This is a genomic window from Maridesulfovibrio sp., assembly GCF_965230075.1.
GTDB lineage: Bacteria > Desulfobacterota > Desulfovibrionia > Desulfovibrionales > Desulfovibrionaceae > Maridesulfovibrio.
Genome location: NZ_OZ245945.1, coordinates 1,894,128 through 1,909,258, shown reverse-complemented (window position 1 = coordinate 1,909,258; position 15,131 = coordinate 1,894,128). Strand labels below are relative to the sequence as shown.

Sequence of the window (15,131 nt, the reverse complement as noted above, 5' to 3'; positions counted from 1 at the left end):
ACCCTTTTGCAAAAGGGTTTAAGAATCCCAAAAACTTTTATTAGGGCTTCGCCACTGTTATTTAAATTTGCTCTAATTATTAACAATATCCATGTATTCGGCTTCGGTCATGATCTCCACGCCCTTGGACTTGGCAGACTCAATCTTTTTAGCTCCAACTTTGCTACCACAGACGAGGAAATCTGTCTTGCCGCTAACTGAAGTCTGAACCTTTGCGCCAAGTCGTCTTGCCATAGCCTGCATGTCTTCGCGACTGCCCTGCTCCATCTTACCCGTGAAAACAATACCTTTTCCAGTGATGGGGCTTTCCATGGCTTCGGTCTCGGAGACAAGTGGAGTACGACGCAAGTTGAAATCAAATTCCAACATGTGCAGGATGGTTTCTTTGATCGCCGCGATCCCTTCGGTAACGGAATGACTGGTGATATCGCCGAAACCATGCAATTCAATGAGCTGCTCCTGTTTGACGTTAACAACGTCTTCGAGCTTGAAATGGCCCAACAGCTTACGGCTGTCCGCCTTGCCGAGATCAGGGATACCGAAGGCTGCCAAGAAGCGCCAATCATCGGTTTCCTTGGTCTTGCTGATATACAAAGCTTCAGCAAGGTTGGTGGACTGCACCGGACCGAAGCCCAGCTTCTGAAAATCATCTTCGGCCATGGTGTAAACTGATTCAAGAGAATTATGCCCGGCCTTAACCAGCTTGGCGATAGTCTTCTTACCAAACCAGTCAGCATTGCCGAGGGTCTTGAACCAGTATTCCAAACGCTGCTCAACACGGGCCGGACAGCTGAAATCAGAACATTTCAGAAAATCATTCTGCCAGAAAAGTTCCGCGCCACAAGAGGGGCATTCAGCGGGCAATTGCACTTCCGCAGCAGGCTTGATTACTTCTTCCAGCTTGGGGATAACCTCACCGCTGCGAATAATGCGTATAGTCGCGCCGATACCGATGGATTGATCACGAAGCATCCCGGCATTATGCGCAGTAACATTACGGATGGTAGCGCCGGAAACCGACACAGGCTTAACTTCCATGACCGGAGTAACTGCGCCCATACGCCCAACCTGCCAACGGATACCTTCAACTTCAGTCACCGCAGACTCGCCCTTTTTCTTAATAGCGATCTGCCAGCGATAGTGATGGGCAGTGGCTCCGAGACGTTCCTGAAGCGCAGTATCGGTCACTTCGGCGACCATGCCATCCAGCGGGTAATCAGCTGCTTCCCAGAGTTCGTCGGTAATTTTCCAGACGCGGCTGACAAGTTCTTCGCCATTCACAACCTTCTTAGGCAAGGTACTGTAAGGAACAAAACGCACTGCTTCGTCCTGCAAGGCCTGCTTGGAAGCCTCATTCACCTTGTCTGAGGTAATGATCCCCACGACCATGTTACGCGGGTGTTCGAAAGAGTTTGCCAAATGCTCGTCAAAATATTCAAGGCTACAAACAATCTCACCAACACCTTGTCCGCGACCGCCAACAGCAACCACGCCCTTGGCAAAGGCACTGGAAATTTCATAACCCACTTCACCGTTACCGCGGGTAGCGAAAACCTTTCCGTCATCACGGGCAGCAAGGCCGTCCAGCTTGGGAGTTATCCTATAGGTAACCTCTTTAATTCCCATAGCCTTGGCTTCTTTTTCCACACGGCTGACAAAACGTTCAAGTTCTTCGGTAGTATACGCTTTCTCAGTGGATAGCATAGGCCGAGGATGACGCACCTCAACCTTTTCGCTGAAATTCTCAGGCTCAACATTAGTCAGGAACGGGTTTTCAGGATCAAGGTCACGCAGCTGTTCAGTCAACTCATCATAACGGGCATCACTGATAGTAGGCATGCCGCGACGGTACGCTTCGTTATGCTTCTCAAGAAGCGCAACTAAATCTTTAATTTCTTTATTTTTATTTTTCACTGTAAACTTTATTTTTAATGGGAATTTTCAAAGTAGAATGGCGAAGCCCTAACAAAAGATTTTGGGATTCTTAAACCCTTTTGCAAAAGGGTTTAAGCCGCCGGAGGGACTCTCGGTAGAGCCGCCGGAGGCATTCTTACAAAATCTTGCTAATAGCAGAAAGATCGGAAATCTTACCGACTGTGAGCAGAGTATCACCAGCTTCGATGACTTCTTTAGGACCGGGATTGAAGACCATTTCGCCGTTTCCTTTACGGATGGCAATGATTATCAGGTTGAATCGCGGGCGAATCTTGGATTCAATCAAATCCAGCCCCACAAGCTCGGAAGCATCGGTAACGAAAAGTTCTTCCATCTGCAAGTCGATATTTCCACGCATGGCAATGTCAAGAAAGTTCGTTACTGTGGGCCGCAGTGCAGACTGAGCCATACGGATTCCACCTATTGTGTGCGGCAGCACAACTCGGTCGGCTCCGGCGAATTCAAGCCGGGAAATGCTTGCTGTATCGTTACCGCGGGCAATGATATTCACATTGATATTAGACTGCCGGGCAATCAAGGTCACGTAGACGTTCGCCGCTTCATCAGAGAGTCCGGCAATAAGAGTTTTTGCATTTTGCAATCCAGCCAGCTTGAGAGTCTCATCGCTGGTGGCATCACCTTCGATACAGGCAATTCCGGCAGCTTCCATCTGGGAGATCAAGTCCGGGTTGTTCTCAATGACAACTACATCCAATCCCTCATCCAAAACTTCTTTGGTAACGATGGCACCGATCCGGCCATACCCGCAGACAATAAAGTGATTCTTGAGTTTTCCGATTGTCTTCTGCATCCTGCGTCTCCCTAGAATTGCCTGCAACCGCCCTTCCACCAATAACTGTGAAAAAGCACCGATCAAATATGCAAAACCACCTACGCCACCGAGAATGAGAATGGAGGTAAAGAGCCTGCCCTGATCAGACAGGGGCAATACTTCCATGAATCCCACAGTGGAAAGGGTAATCACAACCATGTAGAAGCTGTTCAGTAAATTCCATCCTTCCAGCCACATGTAGCCTATGATCCCGCCGACAAAGACAAGAGTCATGTAAATGAAACCGGAGATAAGTCCCCAGAACATTCCGTACTCCCGTCTCAAACGGAGCAGCTTTACGAATATGGATTTGGATTTCATTCCTGACAGTCCAGGTTGATTGTTAACCGACAGTATTATCCGAGACTGAGAATCTTCTCCCGCAAACTCTGAATGCGGTCGCGCAGCTCGGCAGCCTTTTCAAATTCAAGCTCTGCCGCATACTTGCGCATATCCTTTTCAAGCTTGCGAACTTCTTTTTCCATTTTAGCGGGATCAAGCCCATATTCGGCCACATCTTCAGCCGCAATCTTGACCTCACCTCCTGACCAGTTATCAGAGTACAATGTTCCCAGCATATTATCCAGTGATTTAGCAATGGTCTGAGGCACGATACCATGAGCCTCATTGTACTCCATCTGTTTGGCGCGGCGGCGATAAGTTTCATCCATGGCTGTACGCATGGATTGGGTAACATTATCCGCATAAAGAATAACCCGCCCTTCGGAGTTACGGGCAGCACGGCCAAAGGTCTGAATCAATGAACGAGTGGAGCGCAAAAAGCCTTCCTTGTCCGCATCCAGTATAGCGACAAGGGAAACTTCCGGTATATCGAGACCTTCCCGCAAAAGGTTAATACCAACGAGAGCCACGAATTCTCCGGCCCGTAAAGACTGGATAATCGCCATACGCTCCATGGTATCGATATCCGAGTGCAGATACTTGGCTTCCACACCCATCTGATTAAAATAGTCAGTCAGGTCTTCGGCCATGCGCTTGGTTAAGGTGGTGATTAAGACACGCTCGCCACGTTTCTCACGCTCTTTGCACTCGGCAAGCAGGTCATCCATCTGCCCTTTGACCGGACGGACCTCAATTTCAGGATCAAGCAGCCCGGTAGGACGGATGATCTGTTCCACCACCAGCCCTTGCGCCCGTTCCATTTCCCATGGCCCGGGAGTTGCGGAAACATAAACGGTCTGCCCTATTTTGTCGAGAAACTCCTCAAAGCATAACGGCCGGTTATCAAGCGCTGAAGGCAGCCTAAAACCGAAATTTACCAGTGTAGTCTTACGGGAACGGTCACCGTTATACATGGCTCCCACCTGCGGCACGGCAATGTGCGACTCATCCATGAACAGCAGAAAATCGTCCGGGAAATAGTGAATCAGGGTCGCCGGAGGATCACCTTCCTTGCGCCCATCCAAATGACGGGAGTAGTTCTCAATACCGTTACAGTAACCAATCTCCTCGATCATCTCCAGATCATACATAGTGCGCTGCTCGATGCGCTGCGCTTCGATCAGCTTGTTGTCATTTTTATAGCTGATCAAAGTTTCGGTGAGTTCGTTACGAATATCCTCCCGCGCACGCTCAAGGTTATCCTGATCCGAGACAAAGTGACTTGCGGGATAAATAACTGTCTTGCGCCTGCGCCCGGTAACTTCCCCGGTCAGAGGATCGGTTTCAAGAATGGAATCAATCTCGTCACCGAAAAATTCAATGCGCAAAGCCTGCTCTCGGGCGTAGGCCGGGATGATTTCGATAACGTCGCCACGAACCCGGAAAGTCCCGCGATGGAAATCATAATCGTTGCGCTCGTACTGTACTTCCACCAGTTTATCCATGAGGCTTTCCATGGACAATTCCTGTCCCTCTTCCACCGGGATGATCATCTTGGCGTAGAATTCCGGAGAACCAAGACCGTAAATGCAGGAAACAGAAGCCACAATGAGCACATCGCGCCGGGTCAGCAAAGCGTGGGTGGCGGAATGACGAAGTTTATCGATGTCATCGTTGATGGATGAATCTTTTTCAATGTATGTATCAGAATGTGGAAGATAAGCTTCTGGCTGATAATAATCGTAATAACTGACGAAATATTCAACTGCGTTATGAGGGAAAAGGGCCTTGAATTCATTAAAAAGCTGGGCAGCAAGGGTCTTGTTGGGAGCCATGACCAGTGTTGGCCGATTAAGCTCCTTAATCACATTAGCCATGGCAAAGGTTTTACCGGTACCGGTAGCACCGAGCAGAATCTGATCCTGAACGCCATGCTTAATATTTTCGACCAGTTGCTTTACCGCTTCGGGCTGGTCGCCTTTAAGGGTATAATCACTTACAAGCTCAAAATTGTTCGCCATTATGATGGGTTCCCGACTTGTGCTGTTAAATTAAAATAGTTATGAGAAGAAAGTAACAAGCTGACAAGCTCATTAAAACATTCATTTTGCGAGGTAGCAATGATTCCTATAATCCAGATTGAAAACGGAGAAATCCCCAGCCCGCGCGGATACGCAGTATCCATGGTCATCAAGAGCTTCAAAGGTCGCCGCGATGTTGAAGTACACCTTTTCCGTCCCGAATGGGATGAAGCGGACGAAAATGAAATCAAGTGGGATAATCTTTTCGGAAGTCCGGCTACACTTGATGCCATTCCCGACGAGAAGAAAGACCGTAAGATCGTCCTCGAATCCTTCACCATGGAAGAACGCGACAAGGTTGTTGATTATCTCAAGGAGCATTACTCCTCAAGGCTGGAGTCCATCTTCTCCACCCCCATGGAATTTCCCGTGCCTACCGGATTGCCGCCTCTTTCATCCATCACCGAAGGCAAGGATATCGGACTGATAAAATTTGAAAAAGTACCTCACTTTGACCTGCCCTTCTCCCTGCGCGGCCTCTACAACCTCGGCGCTCACCGCCCGCTGGTTGAAACCCGCGAAGGTGATGATAATTAATAAATTAGGTCATCGATAATTTGTATTAAAAAAGCGGAGGATTCTTCATGAATTCTCCGCTTTAATCATTCTAGCTCAACACTTCCGTTATCATCTCATACTCCCCTTCCATAAACTCCCATGTTCCTCTCAAGGCAGGGTGTTCAAGGGCCTCATCAAGCAACTCCAAAAAATGCTCCCTGCTGACTTCTTCAGCCCCTAAGGATTTGAGATGATCCGTGGGCTGCTGACAGTCCACAAAATGAAATTCACGGTTCTTCAACCATTGTACGAGATATGAAAAACCGACCTTGGATGCATCCGGCTCAAGGAAAAACATAGATTCACCGGAAAACACCTTACCAAGCGATACTCCGTAAAGCCCACCGACAAGACTGCCTTCCCGATTCCAGACTTCCACACTATGCACAAAACCGAGCTTATGCAGCTTCACATAAGCCTCGATCATTTCAGGTAGAATCCAAGTTCCGGCCTGCCCCGGACGAAATTTGCGTGCGCAATTGGCGATCACGCTTTCAAAAGCACGGTCAAAGGTTACAGTGTATTCTCTTTTCCTGACCTTGCGCCTTACACGGCGGGAAATATGCAGCTTATCAAAATTAAGTATCAAACGGGGATCAAGCGACCACCAAAGAATCGGCGAACGCTCATCATACCAAGGGAAAATACCAGAGGCATAAGCAGAGAGCAGCCGTTCCGGGCTTAAATCGCCCCCTACCGCAAGCAGTCCATCCGGCTCCGCTTCTTCAGGATGTGGGAAAATGGGGTCTTCTATCAATCTGTAAACAACCATAATAATCCTTTGGTTTTCCGCCTATACTTAATAATAAACGATTATTATGATTTGGCAATAGAGTTTGGCTTATAATATTGGCTAAGAATTTTATAACCTGCCAAGTAAAAAAGGAAGCTCCATACCGGAGCTTCCCCTTCTAATCTTATTTATGAATTCAGCCTAACAACCTTACTTCTTAGCCGAAGTCTTAAACTTAAAGCTGAGCTTTGCGTCATCGCCCTTACCCTTGGTGGTAACCTGAACAGTTCCACCCTTGACCAGCTTACCGAAGAGGATTTCATCAGCGATTTCATCCTTGATAGAAGTCTGGATCAAACGAGCCATGGGTCTTGCGCCATAGGCCGGGTCATGCCCCTTTTCAGCCAACCAGCGGCGGGACTTCTTGTCCAGCTCAATGGTGACCCTGTTGTCGAGCAGCTGACCATTGAGTTCCTTGACGAACTTCTCAACTATGAGCTCCATGACATCAATCTGCAGGGAGTTGAACGGTACGATTCCATCGAGCCTGTTGCGGAATTCAGGGCTGAAGATCTTTTCAACCGCCTTGAGACCGCGCCCCTTGTCTTCGCCGCCCTTCACGCTGGCACCGAAACCGATTCCGCCCTTAGCCATTTCACGCGCTCCGGCATTGGAGGTCATAAGTAGGACAACGTGCCTGAAATCAGCCTTGCGACCATTGTTGTCGGTCAGGGTGGCGTAGTCCATAACCTGCAGGAGGATGTTGAATACATCCGGGTGAGCCTTCTCGATTTCATCAAAAAGGATAACGCAATGCGGGTTCTTGCGCACACCTTCAGTAAGCAGACCGCCCTGATCAAATCCAACATAGCCCGGAGGCGCACCGATCAGGCGGGCCACCGCATGCTTCTCCATGTACTCACTCATGTCAAAACGCATGAAGTGTACACCCATGGTGGAAGCCAACTGACGGGCCAGTTCAGTCTTACCGACCCCGGTGGGTCCGGTAAGCAGGAAGGAACCGGTGGGCCTGCCAACCTGCTTCATACCTGCACGGGAGCGCAGGATAGCCTTGGTGATCAGGTCTACAGCCTCGTCCTGTCCGAAGACAACAGACTTGAGGTTGATGTCCAGTTCCTGCAAGCGGGAACGGTCGGACATGGTGATACGCCTTGTGGGGATGCGAGCCATCTTGGAGATGACCTTTTCCACATCAGAAACCACAATGCGGTTGTCCTTACGCTTACGCTGGCTGAGATTATAAAAAGCCCCGGCCTCATCAATGACGTCAATGGCCTTATCCGGCAGGAAACGCTCATTGATATGCCTGCCGGAAAGCTCGGCAGCGGCCTTAATTGCTGAAGGAGCATAAAGCACGTTGTGGTGCTCCTCATAGTAAGGCTTGAGGCCCTTGAGGATTTCTATGGTTTCTTCAACAGTGGGTTCACTGATATCGATCTTCTGGAACCTGCGGGAAAGTGCACGGTCCTTTTCAAAATGGTTCTTATATTCCTCGTAAGTAGTGGCACCGATGCACCGGATTTCACCGGATGCAAGGAACGGCTTAAGGATATTGGAAGCATCCATGGAACCGCCGCTTACTGCTCCGGCTCCTACTATGGTGTGGATTTCGTCCACAAAAAGGATGGCCCCTTCCTTATGCTTAAGCTGAGCCAGCACTCCCTTGAGACGGGATTCAAAATCACCACGATACTTGGTCCCGGCCAGCAGTGCGCCCATATCAAGTGCGAACACATCGGTGTTCTCAAAAGACTTCGGGACATCATCCTTGGCAATGGCAAGGGCCAGACCTTCGGCCATGGCAGTCTTACCCACACCGGGATCACCCACGAAAATGGGGTTGTTCTTACGCCTGCGAGAAAGTACCTGCAAGGTCCGCTCAACCTCGCTGTCGCGTCCGATAAGCGGATCAATCTTGCCGTCCCGGGCACGCTGGGTAAGATTGGTAGTGAACTCTTCCAGCGGGGACTTCTTATCGTCCTTGCCGCCTGAAGGCTTACCTTCGGGAGAAGCACCGCTTCCGCCCTGCTGTGGATTAGGACTGATATCCAGCCCGTCAGTCCAATCGTTCTCAGTCATTGAATGGGAAATATATTCAAGGATATCAAGACGTGAAATATCGTGGGTCTTCAAGAAGTAGACTGCGTAAGAATCTTCTTCCTCAAACATAGCGGCGACAACATCCCCCACTTCCACGGTATCCTTGCCTGCGGCCTTCTTCTGCCAGATGGCCCGTTGCAGGACACGCCTAACCCCCAAAGTCTGGATAACTTCGGTATCCACACCAGTGGGCAGAGGTTCGAGGTTTTCATCAAAAAAACGTTCCAGCTGGCTGCGAAGCTTGGAAAGCTCTGCCCCGCACCCGGCGAGAATGTCTGCACCCATCTCCTCCTGAATTATCGCATACAACAGATGTTCAAGAGTGAGGAATTCGTGATTTCTGAGCCTGACTTCATTAACCGCAGAAGTCAGTGCCTGTTCCAATGCCTTACTGAGCATACTAGACCTCTTCGATTGTGCATTTCAGCGGATAGCCTGCCTGCTGCGCAAGCTGCTTGACCAATTCAACGCGAGTTTCAGCAACTTCTGCCGTGTAAACTCCACACACCCCGACCCCATCATTATGGACCTGGAGCATTATTTTCGTGGATTCCTCTTCTGTTTTCCTGAAAACCTGCATGAGCACGGCTACTACGAATTCCATGGAAGTGTAATCGTCATTGTGCAACAGCACCCGAAACTTCCGCGGTTCCTTCAGCTCGTCCTCCAGCAGTACATCTGACTCAAAATTTTCTTTATATTCAGCCATTTTTTTAAACTTTAAATATTTTTATGTTCTACTATAGTTAACAATAAGAATAATTTCCCCACCTGTCGAGGAAGATTTATTTATTTTTGTGCTATAAAAAACCTAAATAGCTATAAATCAAACCTTAAAGTAACCCTTGAGCTTCTTCAGGAGTAAAAACAAAATTTTCGTCCGGCTCTAATCCGTGTTCCTTCCTATGGTCGCGGTTTAACTCATGATACGTCTTCTTGCAGGCATCATCAGAACTTAATTCCAATTTATCAGCACAAGACAAAATTCCGTCTTCAGTTCCTTCAATTTCAATAAACGGGCCAAACGGAAGCAAATCCAAACAAATATGACAACCTGCGAATTCCCACTCCTCGCGTATTTTCTCATACCGAAAGACAGGGGCATAACCAAGGACCTGCAACGCCGACACGGTCTCATCAAAATTCGAAACCTCTGTCTCGTGCTCAATATAAACCTTAGCCTTTGATGAAACAGGATCGGCAGGTATACGTTTAACAGTCATGGTAACCTTCTCCGCCTGTCGCACGCGCAGCAAAGCCGATCTTTTATAGAGTGTACGCCCCGGGTCATCGAGCACGACATTCCGCTCATAATGCCGGGTAAGCAGTTTACCACCCTGCTCTTTCATAATCATCCGAGCTTTGTCGTGGTCGGCATCCAGATATTTCAATTCAGTTTCTAGGGCCATTTTCCTTTTCTCTCTTAACTTGAAGTGCTACAAAATATTAATAAATGAACGGTACTGAAGGATTTTGAAATGCATAAATATTTATACATCGCGGCAGGCGGAGCAGCCGGAAGCCTCTGCCGTTATCTTGTTTCCGGCATCACCCAACGGATGTTTGCCACATCCTTTCCCATCGGAACATTTTCAGTGAATATGCTCGGCTGTCTGTTTTTCGGACTGGTTACCGGACTATTTGAAGAACGTCTCGGTTTCCCACCGGAAATGCGACTCCTTATCCTGACCGGATTCATGGGCGCATTCACAACATTTTCAACCTATATGTTTGAGTCAACCAACCTGATTAAATCAGGCCAATGGGCCATGACTGCCCTAAACATCGGCGGTCAGAGTATACTTGGGTTCGCCTGCATTGTAGGCGGGCTGGCACTGGGCAGATTGATTGTCTCCTGATTTCAAGCAACCATTTAATACGGAGAACTCACCATGACCTTAACGGAAAAAGCTGTAAGACTCAAAATCTTCACCGGAGAGGAAAATAGAATCAAGCACCGCCCACTTTACGAAGTAATCGTAGAAGAAGCACGAAACCAAGAGCTCGCCGGAGCATCAGTATACCGGGGTGTGATGGGCTACGGGGCCAACAGTCAAGTCCGCACAACCTCTATCCTCAGGCTTTCAGAAGACCTGCCCCTGATCATTGAGATCATTGACAGACCTGAAAAAATTGCAAAATTTACGGAATTTTTAGACGAAAACATGACTGAAGGACTGGTCACCTCCGAAGAGGTGAACGTAGTCATCCATAAGCACAATAAAGGCGAAAAGCTGTAAATATATCTTTAACGATTACAATAATTAACCACTGCTCCGGGGATATTCCTGAGCGGCATTATCTTATCCACCCCACCTAGCTTGATGGCTTCCTGCGGCATACCGAAAACAACGCAGGAGGCCTCATCCTGTGCGATGCAGTATGTTCCGGCATCATGCATTTCTTTCATACCTTTTGCTCCATCATCACCCATTCCGGTCATGATCACACCCACGGCATTTTTCCCGGCACTGGAAGCACCTGAACGGAAAAGCACATCAACAGATGGCCTGTGACGGCTGACCAAAGGACCATCCTTAATCTCAACATAGTAACGCGCACCGGAACGCTTGATTAACATATGTTTATTTCCGGGTGCTATCAGCGCCTGCCCCCTCAAAATACTGTCGCCGTCCCGGGCTTCTTTAACAGTAATACGGCAGATGGTATCAAGCCTTGAAGCAAAAGCTGCTGTAAATTTTTCCGGCATATGCTGAACGATGGCGATTCCCGGAGAATCAAGGGGCATGCTTTGTAAAAAGCTTTGAATGGCTTCAGTTCCTCCGGTAGAAGCACCCACAAGTATTACTTTCTCAGTAGTTTGCAGGGTTGTTGTTCTAGGTCGGGACTTAGGCAGGACAGCATCGGCGGAAAGCTTGGGCTGAACAGTCATGGGCCGGGCAGAAAGCTTGCGTGGTCTGGTCATGGCAGCAGCTTTGACCACATCGCAAACCCGGATGCTGGACTCTTCAAAGAACTGCTTAGTACCTATCTTCGGCTTGGTAATTACATCAACCGCCCCGTATTCAAGGGCTTTCATATAAGCATCAGATCCCTGTTCAGTGAGGGTAGAACAAATTACAACAGGAATTGGATGCTGGGTCATCAATTTACGCAGAAAAGTAAGGCCGTCCATTTTAGGCATTTCAATATCAAGGGTAATTACATCCGGAACAATCCTCTTCATTATTTCTGCTGCAGCAAAAGGATCACCGGCACTGCCTACAATCTCTATACTGGAATCAGTGGCAAAAAGTTGCTGTAATGCCTGACGGACCAAAGCGGAATCATCAACAATCAAGACCTTGGTTTTCTTATTCATATCTAAACCTTTTGATAAACAGTGGGTGCAATCTGTCTGACCGGAAGTTCCATTCCTGAAATACTTTCCGAATGCCCGATGAACAAATATCCGCCTTTAGACAACGTGGAGCAGAACTTCTTGAACAGGGTGTACTGAGTAGCTCTGTCAAAATATATGACAACGTTGCGACAGAAAATTATATCTTTTTGATCTTTAAACGGAAAAGGTTCCATAAAATTAAGCCGCCGGAAATCAACTTTATTACGCAACTCCGGGACCACCCGGACCAATGGTTTAGCTTTATCCTTACTCTTAAGCAGGTACTTTTTCTTCATAGCCATAGGGACTACGTCTACCTTGCTCATAGGATAAACTGCATTCATAGCCTTGCGCAAAATATCAGTCGAAATATCCGTGGCCATCAAAGAATATTTGAAGCTGGGATTCTTTTGGGCAAACTCATTCAGGACCATACACAAAGTATAAGGTTCCTCACCGCTGGAGCACCCCGCAGACCAAAGTTTAACAGGCCTGCTGTTGCGCTGACAAAGATCAGGCAACACAGTGCTTAGCAATAATTCAAAGTGCTTAGGTTCCCGAAAGAAATCTGTGGTGTTCGTTGTGACTACATCAATAAGCTGTGTAAGTTCCTTTTCAAATCCCCCGGGGCTGAACAGGAAATCGCAATACTGTGAATGACTGCTGAAACCAAGAGCACGTAATCTTTTCTGAAGACGAGCCTCAAGCATTGTCTTCTTGGAAGGCGGCATCTTAATTCCAAACTCCTCCTTAATCAGCTTACTGAATTTACCAAAATCAGACTCAGTCATCTTCGGGGTAAGCGATACTGTGGCCTGCTCCCCTTTCTTGGACTTTTTTTTGTCCTTCTTGTCCTTTTTGAAGACCATCAGCCAGCCGCCTTTATTTCAGCCAAAACTGTCCGAAACAATTTCGGGATATCAAGGATTAATGCAAGGGTTCCGTCTCCTTTGATGGTAGCTCCGGAAATGCCTTCTACATCACGGTACACACGTCCCAGACTCTTGATTACAGTCTGATGCTCGCCGATGACCGTATCCACGACAACCCCGATCCGGTTGCCATCAAGTCCGGTAATGACAATCTGCTCAATGGGCGGGGATTCTCCCTCGACCTCGAACCATTCACGAATCCTGATATACGGAACAATCTCTCCGCGCAGATTCACGAACTGCTGACCATTGGCTTCTTCTACATCCTTGCGGGTAAGCTCAACACACTCTTCAACCAGGGAAAGCGGAATCACGAAATAATCATCACTGACCCGGACCTGCAAGCCATCGATAATTGCAAGGGTAAGCGGCAACCTGATGGTTATGATTGTTCCCTTGCCTTCTTCACTGGTAATATCAATGCTTCCACGCAGGGAATCAATGGCACGTTTTACAACGTCCATCCCCACCCCACGCCCGGAAACATTGGTTACGCTCTGGGCAGTAGAAAATCCGGGTTCGAAAATAAGATTGAAAACTTCCTTATCGCTAAGATCCTGGTCAGCAGAAATGAGTCCCTTCTCAACCGCTTTAGCCTTAATGGCTTCCTTGGACATGCCCTTACCGTCATCTTCGATAAGAATCATTACATCGCCACCGGAATGCTCTGCGGAAAGAGTAATGGTTCCCCGGCGCGGCTTGCCTTTTGAAACACGTGCTTCAGGGCCTTCGATGCCGTGGTCGATTGAATTGCGCAAAAGATGCACAAGAGGATCACCGAGACGCTCGATAACTGTCTTGTCCAACTCGGTTTCCGCTCCGTTGGTGTTGAGATCAATTTCTTTTCCGAGATCTTCGGAAAGATCACGGACAAGACGTCTGAATTTGCTGAAAGTTGTCCCGATGGGCAGCATCCTGATTCCGAGGGTACTGTCCCTGAGCTCATCGGAAAGACGCTCAAGTTCCTCAGAAAGAGCGGTCAAAGCCGGGTCAGCCTTGGAGCTAACCACCTGACTGATCTGGGCCTGAACTATAACCAGTTCGCCCACAAGGTCCACCAGATAGTCTAGCTTCTCAGCGGAGACTCTAATAGACGAAGCGGTGTCAGCCTTTTTACGTGACTGCTTAGCTTGCGTCTTAAATTCTTTTGTCGCACTTTGCTCTGCTAGAGCACTTTCCACTTTTTCCTTGCTGACTACCCCTTTTTCAGTGAGCAATTCACCTAAAGGTTTCTGGTCAGCCAAAACCTCAGCAATATCTTCGGAAGCTACATCTCCGCGCTCCACAAGAATTTCACCGAGCTTTTTGGTTGGTCCTGCTGAAACGGCAAAGTCCTCACCATCGCCATCATCGTCTGAAATATCAAGGACATCCGCAACGTCTTCCCGTGCTACTTCGCGCACATTCACGGTTACCGGAATGTCGGTAAAAAAGAAAATTTCCTCAATGGACATAGAATCCGCATCGCTCTCAAAAATGACGTCCCACCAGAATTCATCATCCCTGTGCAGGACTTTTGAACGGACAACACCAATCCGCCCGAGTTCCGCCAGCAATGGATCAAGGTTTTCCTCTTCAACGTCATTACCCGGAGCAACCTTAATTACAATCTGATAAAGACTTTTCAACGACTGGTCAGCTGCAGACTCTCCAGTATTAACAGGCGGGACTTCTACGGCCTCTGCTTCCTCGGCTGTAGCAATAACAGGTTCATCTTCAATCTCCGGTTCGGTTTCGCCTCCGTCAGCTGCAATATCTTTTAAACCTTCGAGAATACCATTACCAACACTGCTATCCCCTTCACCGGACGAGGATTCCAGCATGGAATAAATATGATCTCGTGCAGAAAGAGAAAGACTCAAGAGATTCTTGGTTATCTCAAGTTCCCCATTCCTGACCTTATCAAATATGGTCTCCACTTCATGGGTAAATTCAGCAATGGCTTCAAAGCCAAACATAGACCCGGAACCTTTAATCGTATGCAAGGCTCTGAAGACACGGTTGATTATATCCATATCCTCAGGAACATCTTCAAGCTCAAGCAAAGAGGTTTCAAGCTCACCAAGTAGTTCGTACGCTTCTTCCTTGAATACTTGAGTTGTCATATCATCAGACATAAAAAATTCTCCAAGTCATTTGAATAGGCTGATAAACACTTCTATTTTTAAACATTTAATCAGTTTCAATCAAGCAGTATCATTATCAAAGGCGTAAAAAATACAAAAAAGGCCCTTTGCAACCAAAGGACCTTTCT

The 15,131-nt window shown here is 47.9% G+C and carries 13 protein-coding genes; 3 read left to right on the top strand and 10 right to left on the bottom strand.

Annotated features, from left to right (window positions below; translation table 11 throughout):
• Nucleotides 1-72: 72 nt before the first annotated feature.
• The 3 genes from ACO05Z_RS08650 to uvrB form a co-directional block, all read right to left on the bottom strand.
• Nucleotides 73-1,914, bottom strand: coding sequence for a BRCT domain-containing protein (locus ACO05Z_RS08650; protein WP_421901772.1), 1,842 nt, complete (start codon nt 1,912-1,914; stop codon nt 73-75).
• A gap of 136 nt (nt 1,915-2,050) precedes the next feature.
• Complete coding sequence (locus ACO05Z_RS08645) at nt 2,051-3,088, bottom strand: potassium channel family protein (protein ID WP_421901770.1); 1,038 nt, start codon at nt 3,086-3,088, stop codon at nt 2,051-2,053.
• A gap of 35 nt (nt 3,089-3,123) precedes the next feature.
• Nucleotides 3,124-5,130 carry an excinuclease ABC subunit UvrB gene (gene uvrB, locus ACO05Z_RS08640; RefSeq protein ID WP_421901769.1) on the bottom strand — a complete coding sequence of 669 codons (2,007 nt, stop codon included), beginning with the start codon at nt 5,128-5,130 and terminating at the stop codon, nt 3,124-3,126.
• Between the two features lie 99 nt (nt 5,131-5,229).
• Here uvrB and ACO05Z_RS08635 point away from each other — a divergent pair, with 99 nt between their 5' ends.
• On the top strand, nt 5,230-5,727 hold the full coding sequence (locus ACO05Z_RS08635) for a hypothetical protein (protein ID WP_421901768.1): 498 nt from the start codon (nt 5,230-5,232) through the stop codon (nt 5,725-5,727).
• A gap of 70 nt (nt 5,728-5,797) precedes the next feature.
• Here the strand turns inward: ACO05Z_RS08635 and aat are convergent, their stop codons facing one another.
• From aat to ACO05Z_RS08615, 4 genes are all read right to left on the bottom strand, one after another.
• Nucleotides 5,798-6,520 carry a leucyl/phenylalanyl-tRNA--protein transferase gene (gene aat, locus ACO05Z_RS08630; protein WP_421901766.1) on the bottom strand — a complete coding sequence of 241 codons (723 nt, stop codon included), beginning with the start codon at nt 6,518-6,520 and terminating at the stop codon, nt 5,798-5,800.
• A gap of 171 nt (nt 6,521-6,691) precedes the next feature.
• On the bottom strand, nt 6,692-9,001 hold the full coding sequence (gene clpA / locus ACO05Z_RS08625) for an ATP-dependent Clp protease ATP-binding subunit ClpA (RefSeq protein WP_421901765.1): 2,310 nt from the start codon (nt 8,999-9,001) through the stop codon (nt 6,692-6,694).
• Nucleotide 9,002: 1 nt separating this feature from the next.
• Nucleotides 9,003-9,311 (bottom strand): ATP-dependent Clp protease adapter ClpS, encoded by a 309-nt coding sequence (gene clpS / locus ACO05Z_RS08620; RefSeq protein ID WP_421901763.1) that lies wholly within the window; start codon nt 9,309-9,311, stop codon nt 9,003-9,005.
• Nucleotides 9,312-9,435: 124 nt separating this feature from the next.
• On the bottom strand, nt 9,436-10,011 hold the full coding sequence (locus ACO05Z_RS08615; protein WP_421901762.1) for a class IV adenylate cyclase: 576 nt from the start codon (nt 10,009-10,011) through the stop codon (nt 9,436-9,438).
• A 69-nt stretch (nt 10,012-10,080) separates the two neighbouring features.
• On the opposite strand from ACO05Z_RS08615, the gene crcB reads away from it, so the two are divergent.
• Entirely contained in the window at nt 10,081-10,461 is a 381-nt protein-coding gene (gene crcB / locus ACO05Z_RS08610) for a fluoride efflux transporter CrcB (RefSeq protein WP_421901761.1), read from the top strand.
• Between the two features lie 33 nt (nt 10,462-10,494).
• On the top strand, nt 10,495-10,842 hold the full coding sequence (locus ACO05Z_RS08605) for a DUF190 domain-containing protein (RefSeq protein ID WP_421901760.1): 348 nt from the start codon (nt 10,495-10,497) through the stop codon (nt 10,840-10,842).
• An 8-nt stretch (nt 10,843-10,850) separates the two neighbouring features.
• Here ACO05Z_RS08605 and ACO05Z_RS08600 read toward each other — a convergent pair whose 3' ends face one another.
• The 3 genes from ACO05Z_RS08600 to ACO05Z_RS08590 are packed head-to-tail and all read right to left on the bottom strand — an operon-like array spanning nt 10,851 to nt 14,994.
• Complete coding sequence (locus ACO05Z_RS08600; RefSeq protein ID WP_421901759.1) at nt 10,851-11,924, bottom strand: protein-glutamate methylesterase/protein-glutamine glutaminase; 1,074 nt, start codon at nt 11,922-11,924, stop codon at nt 10,851-10,853.
• 2 nt (nt 11,925-11,926) lie between these two features.
• Complete coding sequence (locus ACO05Z_RS08595; RefSeq protein WP_421901758.1) at nt 11,927-12,814, bottom strand: CheR family methyltransferase; 888 nt, start codon at nt 12,812-12,814, stop codon at nt 11,927-11,929.
• The gene (locus ACO05Z_RS08590; RefSeq protein ID WP_421901757.1) at nt 12,814-14,994 is read right to left on the bottom strand and encodes a chemotaxis protein CheW; all 2,181 of its coding nucleotides are present in this window, start codon (nt 14,992-14,994) and stop codon (nt 12,814-12,816) included. Before ACO05Z_RS08590 ends, ACO05Z_RS08595 begins: the two co-directional genes overlap by 1 nt.
• Nucleotides 14,995-15,131 lie beyond the last annotated feature (137 nt).

Coding starts and splice junctions, on each gene's coding strand:
- ACO05Z_RS08645 (WP_421901770.1), bottom strand. CDS start 3,088: ATGAAATCCAAATCCATATTCGTAAAGCTGCTCCGTTTGAGACGGGAG.
- uvrB (WP_421901769.1), bottom strand. CDS start 5,130: ATGGCGAACAATTTTGAGCTTGTAAGTGATTATACCCTTAAAGGCGAC.
- ACO05Z_RS08635 (WP_421901768.1), top strand. CDS start 5,230: ATGATTCCTATAATCCAGATTGAAAACGGAGAAATCCCCAGCCCGCGC.
- aat (WP_421901766.1), bottom strand. CDS start 6,520: ATGGTTGTTTACAGATTGATAGAAGACCCCATTTTCCCACATCCTGAA.
- clpA (WP_421901765.1), bottom strand. CDS start 9,001: ATGCTCAGTAAGGCATTGGAACAGGCACTGACTTCTGCGGTTAATGAA.
- clpS (WP_421901763.1), bottom strand. CDS start 9,311: ATGGCTGAATATAAAGAAAATTTTGAGTCAGATGTACTGCTGGAGGAC.
- ACO05Z_RS08615 (WP_421901762.1), bottom strand. CDS start 10,011: ATGGCCCTAGAAACTGAATTGAAATATCTGGATGCCGACCACGACAAA.
- crcB (WP_421901761.1), top strand. CDS start 10,081: ATGCATAAATATTTATACATCGCGGCAGGCGGAGCAGCCGGAAGCCTC.
- ACO05Z_RS08605 (WP_421901760.1), top strand. CDS start 10,495: ATGACCTTAACGGAAAAAGCTGTAAGACTCAAAATCTTCACCGGAGAG.
- ACO05Z_RS08600 (WP_421901759.1), bottom strand. CDS start 11,924: ATGAATAAGAAAACCAAGGTCTTGATTGTTGATGATTCCGCTTTGGTC.
- ACO05Z_RS08595 (WP_421901758.1), bottom strand. CDS start 12,814: ATGGTCTTCAAAAAGGACAAGAAGGACAAAAAAAAGTCCAAGAAAGGG.
- ACO05Z_RS08590 (WP_421901757.1), bottom strand. CDS start 14,994: ATGTCTGATGATATGACAACTCAAGTATTCAAGGAAGAAGCGTACGAA.